This is a genomic window from Stieleria maiorica (genome assembly GCF_008035925.1).
Taxonomy (GTDB): Bacteria; Planctomycetota; Planctomycetia; order Pirellulales; family Pirellulaceae; genus Stieleria; species Stieleria maiorica.
The window spans coordinates 8386088-8400502 of record NZ_CP036264.1; the positions used below are offsets into that span (position 1 = coordinate 8386088).

Consider the following 14415-nt stretch of genomic DNA (forward strand, 5'->3'; position numbering starts at 1 on the left):
AAGATTTTGGGGTAGGAAGATTCGCCGCGTCACGCGATCAGGTCGTGCATCACGTGGCCGTCGACGTCGGTCAGACGGAAATCGCGTCCCTGGTACCGATACGTCAGTTTGCGGTGATCGATGCCCAGCAGGTGCAAGATCGTGGCGTTCAGGTCGTGAATGTGCATGGTCCCCGGTGTCCAATGCTCCTTTTCCGGTCGCGGGATCATCGGGCTGCCATCGGCGTGAACGATGTTGTAGCCGTAATCGTCGGTGCGCCCGTAGGTGATCCCCGCCTTGATTCCGCCGCCGGCCATCCACACGGTGAAGCAACGCGGGTGATGGTCGCGTCCATAGTTTTCTCGCGTCAGATTGCCTTGGCAGTAGACGGTGCGGCCGAATTCGCCGCCCCAGACGACCAAGGTGTCATCCAGCATCCCGCGTTGCCGCAGATCGCGGATCAGTGCGGCACAGCCCTGGTCGATGTCTTTGCACTGCGATTCATGCTCGGTCGGCAATCGGTTGTGGGCATCCCAGCCGCGGTGAAAAATCTGGATGTTACGCACGCCCCGTTCGGCCAAGCGGCGCGCGTTCAGGCAGCATGCGGCGAACGATCCAGGCGTCTTCGCTTCTTCGCCGTACAGCTTGAACGTCGCCTCGGTTTCGCCCGAAAAATCCATCAACTCGGGAACCGACGTTTGCATCCGATAGGCCATTTCGTGTTGCCGGATCCGCGACAGGATCTCCGGGTTGCCGAAGTGCCGGTGTTGTTCGCGGTTGATCGCAGCCAAGGCATCGAGTTGGTCGCGGCGGTCGGACGAGGTCACGCCGGGAGGATTACTCAAATACAAGACCGGGTCGCCGCTGCTGCGCAGGAGCATGCCTTGGTGATCGGCGGGCAAGAACCCCGGGCCCCAAAGTCGATTGAAAAGACTCTGTTCGGCGAACTTGGAATGCGCGTGCATCACGACGTAGTGCGGCAGGTCTTCATTCATGCTGCCCAGACCATAGCTCAGCCAGGCGCCCAGGCTGGGACGGCCGGCGATCTGGCTGCCCGTCTGGATGTAGGTGACTGCGGGGTCATGGTTGATCGCTTCGGTAAACGTGCTGTGGACGACACACAATTCTCGCGCGACCTTGGCGGTGTGCGGCAGCAACTCGCTGACCCAAACTCCGTCCTGGTGGTTGTCCACCTTGGTGAACTTGTACTTGCTCGGGCACAGCGGCAGCCCGCCTTTTTGATTGGCCGTCATCCCGGTGATCCGTTGGCCGTCACGGACTTCGGCCGGCAACTGCTGGCCGAACATGTCGTTCAGTTTCGGTTTGTAATCCCAAAGGTCGTGTTGGCTCGGACCCCCGCTCATGAACAGATAGATCACCCGTTTGGCTCGGGGTGCGTGATGCAGCCCGTCGCCGTCGATCGAGGCTTGGTTTCCCGCGGCGGACAATTCATCGCCCAGCAGGCCCGCCAACGATGCGGTTCCCAGACCGAGCGCGGTGCGGCCGAAAAGTTGCCGCCGCGTGGTGGCCAATTGGTGCTGGTGCAGTGCTTCGAATGGATTCATCGGTCAAATTCGTTCAGTACAGGATGATTGCCAGGTCGCTGGCCAGCAGGGTCAGTGCGACTTGGGTCCAGGCGGCGTGCTCGGCAGGGTCCAGAGATTCATCCCTGGCGGCGTCTCCGGTGGCCAGCAGTATGCCGGCGTCGTCGAGGTTTTCTCGGTACCGCTGAAGCATCTGCTGTCGCAGTTTTTCGACCGCATCGGCTTCGGTTGGCGATGGACCGCGGCTGGCAATCAATCGGAACAGTAATTCCAATCGCGACGTGGTGTCGCTGTGCTGCCGCAGCAACCGTTGGGCCAACATCCGGGCCATCTCGATCCGTTGGGTTTCGTTAAGCAGCGCCAGCGATTGAAGCGCCGTGCTGGTGCGCGAACGACGCACGCAACTCGTTTCACGGTCCGGGGCATCAAACAAGGTCATCATCGGATGCGGGCTGGTGCGTTTCCAATACACGTACAAGCTGCGGCGGTACAGCCGACGTCCGTTGTCGCGCTCGTAAAGCTTGGTGTTGCTGGCCGGATGTGCCAGGGCCGACCACATGCCGGCAGGCTGATACGGTTTGACGCCTTCGCCGCCCATTTCAGGGTCGAGCAGTTGGCCGGCCCACAGTCCGATGTCACGGATCACTTCGGCGTCCAGCCGATAGCTCGGGCCGCGCGACCAGTACCGATTTTCCGGATCGTCCACGTCGTTTCGCCAAGCCGAACTCTGTCGAAACGTTCGGCTGGTGACCATCAACCGCAACATGTGTTTCAGGTCCCATCCGCTGTCTTGCAATTCCACCGCCAGCCAATCCAGCAGGTCCGGGTGTGTCGGATAGGCGCCCTGGACCCCAAAGTCTTCGGGCGTTCTGACCAGCCCATGTCCAAACGTTTGTTGCCAGACGCGGTTGATCAACACGCGTGCGACCGTCGGGTGATTCGGCGACGTCAACCAACGGGCCAGTCCCAAACGGTTGCGCGGCGCGTGTTCGGGAAACTCGCCCATCACTGACAACACGCCCGGTTCCAGCGGATCGCCGATCGGAAGGTTGTATTCGCCGCGGCTGAGCACGCGGGTCGGGCGCGGCGTGGGCAGTTCTTTGGCGACCAGGGTCGTCGTAAAGCTCTGCCAAAGCGATTCGATGTCTGTGCGCAACGAACGTGCTTGTGCGTGAACGGCCAGTGTGGCGAAGGGCCCATCGGGGGCCGCCAGCAAGTCCAATTTCTCTTGATCGGTCGCTTCGGCCCAGACCTTTGGATCCAAGTCGGCACTCGCCATTTGGTCCCTCGCGGTGTCGATCAATGCGTCGCGCGACGCTTCGAGCTGTTTCCACCGTGCCCACTGACCGGGATCACCGGGCGCTTTGGTCGTCGGCCCGTAATCGTATTTGTTCCTGTCCAGGGCCGGCTCGGACGTGCTATTGAAGAACGCCATCAAACGGTAGTACTCCGTCTGTGGCACCGGGTCGTATTTGTGGGTGTGACAGCGGGCGCAGGTCAGCGTCATACCCAACAGGACTGCGCCCAGGTTTTCGGTGCGGTCGAAATTATTCTTCGCTTGGTATTCGGCTTCGATCGCCCCACCCTCGCCGCTGGTCGGGTTCATCCGGACGTAGCCCGTGGCGACCAACTGCTCGATCCCGGGGTCGGGCAGCAAGTCGCCGGCCAGTTGCCAGGTGATGAACTGATCCAGCGGCAAATTCGCGTTCAGTGCGGACACGACCCAGTCGCGGTAGGGAAAGACGCCGCGACGATTGTCCAGGTGCAATCCGTGGGTGTCTCCGTATCGGACCGCGTCAAGCCAATGGCGTGCCTGATGTTCCCCGTAGCCGGGCTTGTTCAACAACCGGTCGACGTAACGCTCGTAGGCACCCGATCGCCGATCTTGCAAGAACGCATCCAGCTCGTCGGGCTCGGGGGGCAACCCGCACAGGACCAATGAAGCCCGCCGCGCCAGAGTTTCTCGTTCGGCTTGGGGGGCAAAGCCAATCGAACGCTGACTTTGTTTGGCCGCCACGAACGCGTCGATCGGGTTGGCGTGCGATTCGAAGTCGCGATCGGCGGGCACAGCGGGGACACGTTTCTTAGGCGGGACGAATGCCCAATGCTGGGAATAGGTCCCGCCTTGGGCGACCCACTGCGCCAGCAGTTGCTTCTCATGGTCGGTCAGTGTTTTTTCGGCGTCGTCCGGCGGCATCGGATCGTCTGCCGACGTGATCCGACGCAACAGTTCGCTTGCTGGCAGGTCATCGGGATCGATCGCGCGGTATCCGCCCAGATCACTGGTCGCGGCCTCGTACGAATCCAACCGCACCGTCGCGCCTTCGTCGGTGTCGGGGCCGTGACAAACGAAACACTTGTCGGAGAGGATTGGAAGGATTTCACGCGAAAAATCGATGGCGACCGGCGGCGGGTCCGCCGCCCGAACGCCGGCGGGTGCCAGCAGCATGGCGGCAAGTAGGGCGATGTTGTGGATTCTCATCCCAGAATTGTAAACAGATTCCGAGACGCGATGCAGCGAATGAGCGCGTGGGAGGGGCGTCTCGTGCTCCACCGCACCTTACATATTCGGGTCGTGGGCGAGGCGACGCGCCGACTCGATTGACCAACGGCGAGGACTCCTCGCGTCGTCCACTACGGCGTCGGGTTAGCGTGCTCGGCTTCTTCCAGGCTCTCCCGCTCCTCGGCGCTGGCGGTCCAGTAGAACACCGTCCCGAGGATCGCGATCAAGACCTTGACCATTTCAAACACCAGTGCGATCAAGGTCCCCGATGCGTTGGTCGGTTCGGCCGGGATCAAATGATACAGCCACTCGATCGCGGCCTCGAATACGCCGATTCCGGCGGGGGTCAATGGGAGTGCCGATGCCAGCATTCCGATCGGCACGATGATGAAGTGCTCTCCCAACGACGGGATCGATGGGTAAAGTCCGCACGCGATCAAGTACAGGCTGAGGGTCAGCATGGCGTGCACACCGATGCTCATCAGGATCGAGATCCCGAATGCGACCGGATGATCGTGGAACATCCGCAGCGGCGGACCGATCCGGTGCACGATCCCGCCGACCAAGGGCAACGTCTCACCCCAGTGGACCAGGCGGTCAACGACTCGGCCGCCGAAGACCAATCCGGCCAACACAGCCGTTCCGACGCCGACCAGCACCGCGGTCCCCAGCTTCAATTGATGCATCTCTTCGCCACCGGCCGAGGAGGCACCGCCGCCCTGTTGGAACAGGAAAGCGACCGATGCGAGTAACAGCAGCCCGTACAACCCGACGCCTCGATCGACCAACACCGAAGCCACCGCTTGCACGCGACGGCCCGGGCGTCGTTTGGCCAAGAAAATCGCCTTGAACAAGTCGCCGCCGACGCTGCCCGCCGAGACGAAATTCAGCAGAAAGCAGATCGCGCCCAACCGGAACGCTTCCAACACCGTCAACTCGATCCCCTGGCAGCGAACCAGCAAACACCAGCGGGCGAACGACAAGCTGACCGCGGCGACGGCGACCGCCAACGCGCCCAGCAGCAGCGGATAATTCTTGTCGTGCTGCGCAAGTTCGTCCCACTGCTGCGGCTCGATCCGATACAGCAGAAAGGCGATGATCCCCAGCGGGATCGCAATTTTGCAAACAGTTGCAAAAAGCTGGCGTTTTGACTTCATGTGCGGCAGGATAATCCGTGTCGTCGTTTTGCCAAACGCCGGTCAGAGCGATCAACCGTCACCGGCCGATGCGCACGCGAGTGTCGCCGTGTTCTCCGAACTCGGCGTGCGCGAAAAAGCGGAGCTCTGCCCCGCGCCGACCTCGGAGAGGACGGCGACTGGCCCAATTCGGGGCCGGACTGAACCGCGGGCTCTATTCGCCGAGAACGGCTTCGCTGTCACCGTCGCCGACCGGCGGTTGTGCATCGCCGGAGGCACCCGCGTCGGTCGACGCGTCGTTCATCAGGTCTTGCATCGCTGCTTCGGCGTCGTTGGAGGCTCCGGCGACCGGGGTGCCGGGGCCCAGAACATCGTCGCCGGCTTCCAGCAGCGGGAACGACTCTTCCAGGCTTTGCACGGGGGCTTCGGCCAACGCTTCGAGTGCTTCGCGGCGGTAGTTGACTTCCGATTCTTGGAACAGGCGGAAACCGGTACCGGCCGGGATCAGGTGTCCCAGGATCACGTTCTCTTTCAAACCGACCAGTTTGTCGACCTTGCCGGCCAGCGCCGCCTCGGTCAAGACCTTGGTCGTTTCCTGGAACGACGCGGCGGAGATGAACGAGTTGGACTGGACGGCCGCCTTGGTGATCCCCAGCAATTGGGTGCTGGCGGTCGCCTTCTTCGGCTTTTTGCCCTTCATCGGGGTGCCGCCTTCGGCTTCGATCTTGGCGTTGGTTTCTTCGAACAAGTCCTTCGGAATGATCACGCCTTCGCTGTAATCGCTGTCGCCGGCATCGGCGATCTTGATGCACTTGGTCAGTTCTTGGTTGGCATGTCGGAACTGGAATCGGTCGATCACCAGACCGGGCAACAGGTTGGTGTCGCCGGGCGATTCGACCTTCACCTTTCGCAGCATTCGCGCGATGATGATTTCGCAGTGTTTGTCGTTGATCTCCACCTTCTGCGACTGATAGACCTGTTGGATTTCGTGCAGCAGGTATTGCTGGACGGCTTCTTCGCCGGAGACCCGCAGGATGTCGTGCGGGACCAGTGGACCGTCGACGATCGACTGGCCGGCTTTGACCATGTCCCCGGTGTGCACCAGGAAGTGCTTTCCGGTGGGGATCAAGTGTTCGCGTTCGATTCCCGATTCGCTGCGGACGATGACGGTCGTCTTGCCGCGTTTCTTTTCGGGCATGATTTCGACTTCGCCATCGACTTCGGCGATGATCGCCGGGTCCTTCGGTTTTCGAGCTTCGAAGATCTCGGTGACTCGCGGCAGACCGCCGGTGATGTCGGAGACACCACCGCTGTCACGCGGCATTTCGGCGAGCACCGTCCCGGGCACGATGTCCTGTCCGTCGACGACGGAGATGGTCGCTTTTTCGGGCAGGAACTGCACGTTGAGCGCTTTGCCGGTGTTGTCTTCGACGACGATCTGCGGGTGCAGGTCGCCCTTGTGATCGACGACGACCATCCGCATCTTGCCGCTGGCTTCTTTTTCCGAACGGACGGTTTCGCCTTCGACGATGTCTTCGAAGCGGACTTTACCGGAGACTTCCGACAGAATCGGCACCGAGTAGGGGTTCCACTCGCACAACGTTTCGCCGGGTTTGACCTTTTGGCCGTCTTCGACCATCAGCATCGAACCGGTCGGGATCGGATAGCTTTCGAATTCACGCCCGCGGTCGTCGACCAGGGCGATTTCGCCGTTCCGCGTCAGAACCACCTTGCGGCCGTCGGCGTTTTCGACCGCACGAATTCGTGTCAGGCGAACTTCACCGGCCTTCTTGCTCTTGATGTCCGACTCCTGCATCGCCTTGCTGACCGAACCACCGATGTGGAAGGTCCGCATCGTCAACTGCGTTCCGGGTTCACCGATGGATTGTGCGGCGATGATCCCGACCGCCATGCCTTCTTCGACCATGGCACCGGTCGACATGTCCATGCCGTAACAGCGGCGGCAGACGCCCAGGGGCGCGTCGCAGGTCATCGGCGAACGGACTTGCAGTTTTTCCAGGCCCATCTGTTCGATCTTGCGAGCGATCTCGGGCGTGATCATTTCGCTTTCGCCGACGACGACTTCGTCGGTGACCGGGTTGACGATCGATTTTCGGCTGACGCGACCGTTGATCGAATCGGCCAAGCGGACTTCGACCTTTTCACCGCGGTAGACGACGCCCTTGGTGATGCCCTGGGTCGTGCCGCAGTCGTCCATGGTGATGACAACGTTTTGCGCGACGTCGGCCAGTTTCCGGGTCAGGTAACCACTGTCGGCGGTTTTCAGTGCCGTGTCGGCCAGACCCTTCCGTGCACCGTGGGTGGAACTGAAGTATTCCAACACCGACAGGCCTTCGCGGAAGTTTGCCTTAATCGGCGTCTCGATGATCTCGCCGGTCGGCTTGGCCATCAATCCACGCATCCCAGCCAATTGACGAATTTGGGCGATACCACCCCGAGCACCCGAGTGGCTCATCAAGAAGACGGGGTTGATGTACCAGCCACCTTTTCGGGTGTCCGATTCCATCGCCGCCATCATGTCGGTGGTGATCAATTCACGGGCCTTGGTCCATTCGTCGAGCACCATGTTGTAGCGTTCATCGTCGGCCATTTGCCCGCGGTCATAGGCCTTCTTCAGACGCATGACTTCTTTTTCGGCGTCCTTGATGAAGCCGACTTTGGATTCCGGCGTGACCAGGTCGTCGGTGGCGAACGACAGGCCGCTGCGCGTCGATTCGCGGAAGCCCATCTGCATCATGTCATCGAGCAGGTGGATGGTCGGGCGGCGACCGAGTCGTTGGTAGCAATCGCTGATCGCGCCGGCCAAGTCGCCGCTGCGCATCGCGCGGTTGTAAAAATCCATGCCGTCGGGCAGCATTTCGTTGAAGCGGACCCGACCCGGCGTGGTCTCGATGATCGCGCCGTATTTGGCGTCGTTGTCTTCGGTCTTGAGACGCTGGTGCTTGGGCAACCGCATCTTGATCTTGGCGTGCAGATCGACGATGCCTTGGGCGTAGGCGAATTCGACTTCGTCATACCCGGCGAACGTCATGCCTTCGCCCTTGCGGTCGGGAAGCTCGCAGGTCATGTAGTAGCAACCCATCACGATGTCCTGGGAGGGGCTCATGATCGGTTTCCCGTTGGACGGTGCGAACACGTTGTTCGTACTCATCATCAACGTGTGCGCTTCGACCTGGGCTTCGATCGAAAGCGGCAGGTGGACGGCCATCTGGTCACCGTCGAAGTCGGCGTTGAATCCCTTGCAAACCAGCGGGTGCAGGTTGATCGCGTTGCCTTCGACCAAGGTCGGCTCGAACGCCTGGATCCCCATCCGGTGCAGCGTGGGAGCCCGGTTGAGCAGCACCGGGTGGTTGGTGATGACTTGTTCCAGGATGTCCCAGACTTCTTCGTCCTTGCGCTCGAGCATCTTCTTGGCCGACTTGATCGTGTCGGCGTGGCCGAGCTCCTTGAGGCGGCGGATGATGAACGGCTGGTAGAGCTCCAGGGCGATCTTTTTGGGCAGACCGCATTGGTGCAACTTCAATCGCGGGCCGACAACGATCACGCTTCGTGCCGAGTAATCGACTCGCTTGCCGAGCAGGTTTTCGCGGAAACGACCCTGCTTTCCTTTGATCATGTCCGTCAGCGACTTCAGCGGACGGTTGGATGAACCGAGCACCGGGCGTTTGCAACGGTTGTTGTCGAACAACGCGTCGACCGATTGCTGCAACATTCGCTTCTCGTTGCGAATGATGACCTCCGGCGCGTTCAGATCGACCAGCTTTCGCAGCCGGTTGTTGCGGTTGATGATCCGTCGGTACAGGTCGTTCAAATCGCTGGTCGCGAAGTTGCCGCTGTCCAACAGCACCAGCGGACGCAGGTCCGGCGGAATGACCGGGATCACGTCCAACACCATCCACTCGGGACGGTTGTCGCTGTCGCGGATCGATTCGACGATCTTCAACCGGTTGGTCAGGTCTTTCTTCTTTTGCTTGCTGCCGGTTTCGTCCAGCTCGATCCGCAACTGCTCGGACAATTGAACCAGGTCCAATTGGTTCAGCAATTTGCGAACCGCTTCGGCACCCATGTCGGCTTCGAAGCTTCCCGGGCCGTATTGCTGACGGGCTGCGCGGAACTCTTCTTCGGTCAGCAGTTGTTGGTGTTCCAGGTCGGTCTGGCCCGGATCGACGACCACATAGTCTTGGAAATAGATCACCTTTTCCAAGGAGCTGGTCTTCATGTTCAACAGGTTGCCCAACCGCGACGGCATCGCTTTGAAGAACCAGATGTGAACGACCGGGGCGGCCAGGTCGATGTGCCCCATCCGCTTGCGGCGGACGCGGCTGTGGGTGACCTTGACGCCGCAGCGGTCACAGATCATGCCCTTGTACTTCATGCCCCGGTACTTGCCGCAGGCGCATTCCCAGTCTTTTTCGGGGCCGAAGATTCGCTCGCAGAACAGCCCGTCTTTTTCGGGCCGATAGGTCCGGTAGTTGATCGTTTCCGGTTTTTTGACTTCACCAAACGACCAGCTCTTGATGTCCTGCGGCCGGGCCAAGGAGATTCGGACCGACGCGTAATCGTTGATGCGATCGTAGTTGCTGGTTTCGCCAATCGACATGATATGAAAGCCTTTAGCAGTTAGCGGTAAGCAGTTAGCTATTGATTTGTATTGAAGTTGCCGGCGACCGGGCGAGCGGTTTCGGCGAATGAATCGGCGTTCGGCGGAGTGCTGTTCCGCCGGGGCGTCTTTGCCGACCCGTCACGGGGGACAGGCCAGCGGCGGCGTCGGGTGCCGGCGGTGCGCGATGGCGGACGGCCGGCCGATCGCGGGTGACTAAATCGGTCTCTTTTCGAGTTGCATGTTCAGCGCCAAGCCACGGATCTCGTTGGTCAGAACGTCGAAGCTGGCCGGTGTGCCGGCTTCCAACGTGTTTTCTCCCTTGACCATCGATTCGTAGATCTTGGTACGGCCTTCGACATCGTCGCTCTTGACGGTCAACAACTCCTGCAAGATGTACGCGGCACCGTAGGCTTCCAACGCCCAAACTTCCATCTCTCCGAAACGCTGGCCGCCGAAACGTGCTTTCCCGCCCAGGGGTTGCTGGGTGATCAACGAGTACGGTCCGGTGCTGCGGGCGTGGACCTTGTCGTCGACCAGGTGGTGCAGTTTGAGCATGTAGATGTAGCCGACGGTGGTTTCCTGTTCCATCGCTTCGCCGGTGCGACCGTCGATCAGTTGGACCTTGCCGTGACGCGGCAACCCGGCTTCTTCCAACGCTTCGTTGATGTCGTCTTCGCTGGCCCCGTTGAAGACCGGCGTGATCGACTGGAAGCCCAGTTTGGCTCCGGCCCAACCCAGGTGCGTTTCCAAAATCTGGCCGACGTTCATTCGGCTGGGGACGCCAAGCGGGTTGAGCAGGATTTGCAGCGGGGTGCCGTCGGGCAGGAAAGGCATGTCGGCGATCGGCAGGATCTTGGCGATCACACCCTTGTTCCCGTGCCGGCCGGCCATCTTGTCCCCGACGCTGATCACACGCTTGGTGGCGATGTAGACCTTGGCCATCTGCAACACACCGCTGCGGAGTTCGTCGCCCCGCTTCATGCTGTTGAGTTTGCGGTCGCGTTGATCGATGGCGACTTCGACGTTGGACCATTGGGTGTCGTAGACCTTTTGGACCGCGGCCTGTTTGTCCTCGCCTTTGACTTGATCCATGATGTGATCGAGCCGGAATGCGATCGCGCGTTCGGCGACGAACTTGGGGTCCTGTCCGTCGGCCAGCGGCGTTCCGGTGGAATCCTTCAGCTTCGCACCGGCGGCCTCTTCCAGATCGCGGACCAGCGATTCAAACGTGCTGGCGATTTCCGCATTGCCCGACGCTTCGACGTCTTTCAGTTCCCGTTCGAACTCCTTCCGCTCGTCCTCGGACAGACTCATGCGGCGCGAGAACTTGTGGGTGTCGATGACGATCCCTTCGATCCCCGAGGGGACTTCCAGCGAGTCGTTTTTGACGTCCTCACCGGCCCGGCCGAAGATCGCGTGCAGCAGTTTTTCTTCCGGCGTCAGTTCGGTCTTGCTCTTCGGGCTGACCTTTCCGACCAGGATGTCGCCGGGTTTGACGTACGTCCCGACTTGGACGATGCCGTTTTCGTCCAGGTTGCGAAGGGCTTTTTCGCTGACGTTGGGGATGTCACGGGTGAACTCTTCGCGGCCGAGTTTCGTCTCGCGGATTTCGACGTCGAAATCTTCGATGTGGATCGACGTGTAGGTGTCGTTCCGCACCAGTTCTTCGCTGATGATGATCGCGTCTTCGTAGTTGAAGCCGTCGAAGGACATGAAGCCGACCAGGACGTTGCGTCCCAGGGCCAGTTCGCCGTCTCGGGTCGCGGCACCGTCGGCAATGATCTGGCCTTTGGTGACGTCATCGCCCAGCCGCACCAGCGGCTTTTGGTTTTGGCAGGTGCGCTCGTTGAGTCCCTGGTACTTTTTCAGTTCGTAGTGGTCGCTGCCGATTTCGATGCGGCTGGAATCGACATACGTGACTTTGCCGGCACGGCGGGCGCGGACGACCATCGCACTGTTGCGTGCGACCTCGCGTTCCATCCCGGTGCCGACGATCGGCGGTTCGGCCACCAGCAACGGGACCGCTTGACGCTGCATGTTCGAACCCATCAACGCACGGTTGGCGTCGTCGTGCTCCAGGAACGGGATCAACCCGGCCGAGACGCCCACCATTTGGCTGGGCGCGACGTCCATGTAGTTGACCTGGTTGGGCTGGACGATTTGGAAGTCGCTGCGGACCCGGGCGATCAAGTTGGGGCCGGGGACCAGTGCGTTGTCCTTGACCTCGGTGTCGGCCGGCGCCACGTAGGCCTCGTTTTCTTCGTCGGCACGCAACCAGACGACTTCGTCGGTGACGACGCCGTCTTTGACGCATCGGTAGGGCGTGATCAGGAAGCCGTAATCGTCCACGCCGGCGTAGATCGCCAGCGAACTGATCAAGCCGATGTTCGTGCCTTCCGGCGTTTCAATCGGGCAGATCCGTCCGTAGTGAGAAATGTGCACGTCGCGGACTTCGAATCCGGCTCGTTTCCGGTTCAAACCGCCCGGTCCGAGTGCCGAAAGCCGGCGTTCGTGCGTCAGCTGGCTCAACGGGTTCGTCTGGTCGACGACTTGCGACAGCTCGCCGCGACCGAAGAAGTAATCGATCGCCGCCGAGACGCTCTTGGGGTTGATCAGCGATCGCGGCGTCATGTCCTGGGCATCTTTGACGCTCATCCGTTCCTGCACCGTGCGGCGCAGTTTCAGGAACCCTTTGCGGAGCTCTTCGCAGGCGAGTTCGTCGATGGTTCGCAGACGACGGTTGCCCAGGTGGTCGATGTCGTCGATTTCCGCGGGGCTGTCCGGGTCAAACAGTTCGATCAGATAACGAATCGATTCGATGATGTCATCCGGCCGCAGCGTCATCACCGACTCGCTGACGCCCAGACCCAGTTTTCGATTCAGACGGAATCGTCCGACCTTGCCGAGCCGGTAGCGGTTGTCGTCGTAGAATTTTTCTTCGAACAGAACCCGCGCCTTTTCCAGCTGCGGCGGGTTGCCCGGACGCAGTCGTTGGTAGATCCGCAACAACGCTTCTTCGTGGCTGGCGGTGTTATCTTCCATCAGGGTGTTGAAGATCACCGGGACCTTGGGGGCATCCATGCACTGGATGCTGGTCACGCCGGCGACGCAGATCGCTTCGGCGACTTCCTTGGTGATCCGGTGCGCCGCTTCGATGATGATTTCACCGGCCCGTTCGCTGCCGCTGGGGAAGACGACGTCATCAACGGCGATCTTGCCTTCGATCTTCGAGGCGCTTTTGACGCTGGAGAGCTTTTCGGTGCGGGTGGGGTAGAACGCTTGCAGGATGTCGGCGTCGGTCGAGTACTTCGGGTCCATCGCCCGCAGCAACGTCGTCGCGGCGAACTTCCCACTCTGGTCGATCCGAACGGTCAGCGCATCTTTCTTGGTGACATTGAACTCGACCCAGCTGCCGCGTTCGGGAATCACGCGGCACGAGGGCAGTTTGCGGTCGGTCGTCGTGTCGGTGTCCCAGACGAAGTCGACACCGGGTGAACGGTGCAACTGGCTGACGACCACACGCTCGGCACCGTTGATGATGAACTCGCCGCCACCCATCATGATCGGCATGTCGCCGAGATACACTTCTTCCTCGTGCGGTTCTTCACGATTCAGACGCAACCAGATCCGCAGGGGCATCCCGTAGGTCAGCCGCAACTGGCGGCATTCCTGGCTGGTGTAGCGAGGTTTGCCGAGCTCGTAGCGGATGTACTCCAGCGTGATGTTCCCGTCGTAGCTGGCGATCGGAAAAATTTCGCGCAGGACGCTTTCCAGCCCATGGTCTTGGCGAGAGAGCGGGCTGATGTCTTCTTGCAGGAACTCCTTGTAAGAAGCGGTCTGCAAAGCGGTCAAATCGGGAAGCTCGAAGCCACCCAAATCGGTACCAAAGTGACGGACGGTTGTGGGAATCAGACGACGCTTGGACGTAACTGCCATCGGTAAAGAAAGCTCCTGCTGGACTTGAGATCCATGATCTCGGACGGCTATCGAATTGGTTTCGACCGAACTGCTACAAGCACTGCTGCTGCGACTACACTGTGTCCCCGTGAGGCACACAGACCCCAACAGGCACATCGCTCACGAAAGGTTCGAGATTCCGATTGACGTGGGGAATCGGATTTACGGACATTGGGTCGCTGGAAAGAATTGGGCCGGAAACATGGAAGCCAGGACCCTGAATCGCTATATCGGCAAAGACCGATTGCCAAGACCGGATCCCGCCGCAATGCGACAGCACCAGGAATCGACAACTCGGTTGCGGTAAACGCGTTCGCCAAAACAGTGTGACCAATCGAGTTCCGCGATGGTTGCGGGATCAGGGGACGCACGGGCGGGCATTCCTGAGTCGCGACACGGATATAGACGGCTGGAACCTAGGCTTGTTGTGGGAGAATATCACAAGCGGAGTTTTCACGAAAGCCCAACCCGAAAAACTGGCCCGGATTATGCTGGGGCTTTCGTTGGTGCCGTAAGTATTGTTCACGAAACGGCTTACTGCGATTCGCTGGCATTCCTGGTCACACCGCACCCGTACGGTTTTCGGCCCGTCGGAAAAAAAATAAAAAATTGGGGCGTCGGCGCCCCGCCCCTCGTCGCCCAGCCACCCCCAACTCTCGGCCCCCGAAACAC

5 protein-coding genes are annotated in these 14415 nt (G+C 60.5%); all 5 read right to left on the reverse strand.

The genetic code is table 11. From position 1 onward, the window contains the following. Positions 1 to 29: 29 nt before the first annotated feature. The 5 genes from Mal15_RS28435 to rpoB all read right to left on the reverse strand — a co-directional run bounded on the left by Mal15_RS28435 (position 30) and on the right by rpoB (position 13722). Positions 30 to 1544 carry a DUF1501 domain-containing protein gene (locus Mal15_RS28435; RefSeq protein WP_147870850.1) on the reverse strand — a complete coding sequence of 505 codons (1515 nt, stop codon included), beginning with the start codon at positions 1542 to 1544 and terminating at the stop codon, positions 30 to 32. Positions 1545 to 1557: 13 nt separating this feature from the next. Beyond that, positions 1558 to 4005 (reverse strand): DUF1553 domain-containing protein, encoded by a 2448-nt coding sequence (locus tag Mal15_RS34450; RefSeq protein ID WP_199773757.1) that lies wholly within the window; start codon positions 4003 to 4005, stop codon positions 1558 to 1560. 152 nt (positions 4006 to 4157) lie between these two features. Beyond that, positions 4158 to 5183: a lysylphosphatidylglycerol synthase transmembrane domain-containing protein gene (locus Mal15_RS28450; protein ID WP_147870851.1), complete on the reverse strand. Its 1026-nt coding sequence runs from the start codon at positions 5181 to 5183 to the stop codon at positions 4158 to 4160. A gap of 193 nt (positions 5184 to 5376) precedes the next feature. After that, positions 5377 to 9783 carry a DNA-directed RNA polymerase subunit beta' gene (rpoC, locus tag Mal15_RS28455; protein WP_147870852.1) on the reverse strand — a complete coding sequence of 1469 codons (4407 nt, stop codon included), beginning with the start codon at positions 9781 to 9783 and terminating at the stop codon, positions 5377 to 5379. A gap of 216 nt (positions 9784 to 9999) precedes the next feature. Continuing rightward, positions 10000 to 13722, reverse strand: a complete 3723-nt coding sequence (rpoB, locus tag Mal15_RS28460; protein ID WP_147870853.1) for a DNA-directed RNA polymerase subunit beta — start codon at positions 13720 to 13722, stop codon at positions 10000 to 10002. Positions 13723 to 14415 lie beyond the last annotated feature (693 nt).

Excerpts from the sequence above, each read along its gene's own strand:
- Mal15_RS28435 (WP_147870850.1), bottom strand. The coding sequence starts at position 1,544 with ATGAATCCATTCGAAGCACTGCACCAGCACCAATTGGCCACCACGCGG.
- rpoB (WP_147870853.1), bottom strand. The coding sequence starts at position 13,722 with ATGGCAGTTACGTCCAAGCGTCGTCTGATTCCCACAACCGTCCGTCAC.
- Mal15_RS34450 (WP_199773757.1), bottom strand. The coding sequence starts at position 4,005 with ATGAGAATCCACAACATCGCCCTACTTGCCGCCATGCTGCTGGCACCC.
- Mal15_RS28450 (WP_147870851.1), bottom strand. The coding sequence starts at position 5,183 with ATGAAGTCAAAACGCCAGCTTTTTGCAACTGTTTGCAAAATTGCGATC.
- rpoC (WP_147870852.1), bottom strand. The coding sequence starts at position 9,783 with ATGTCGATTGGCGAAACCAGCAACTACGATCGCATCAACGATTACGCG.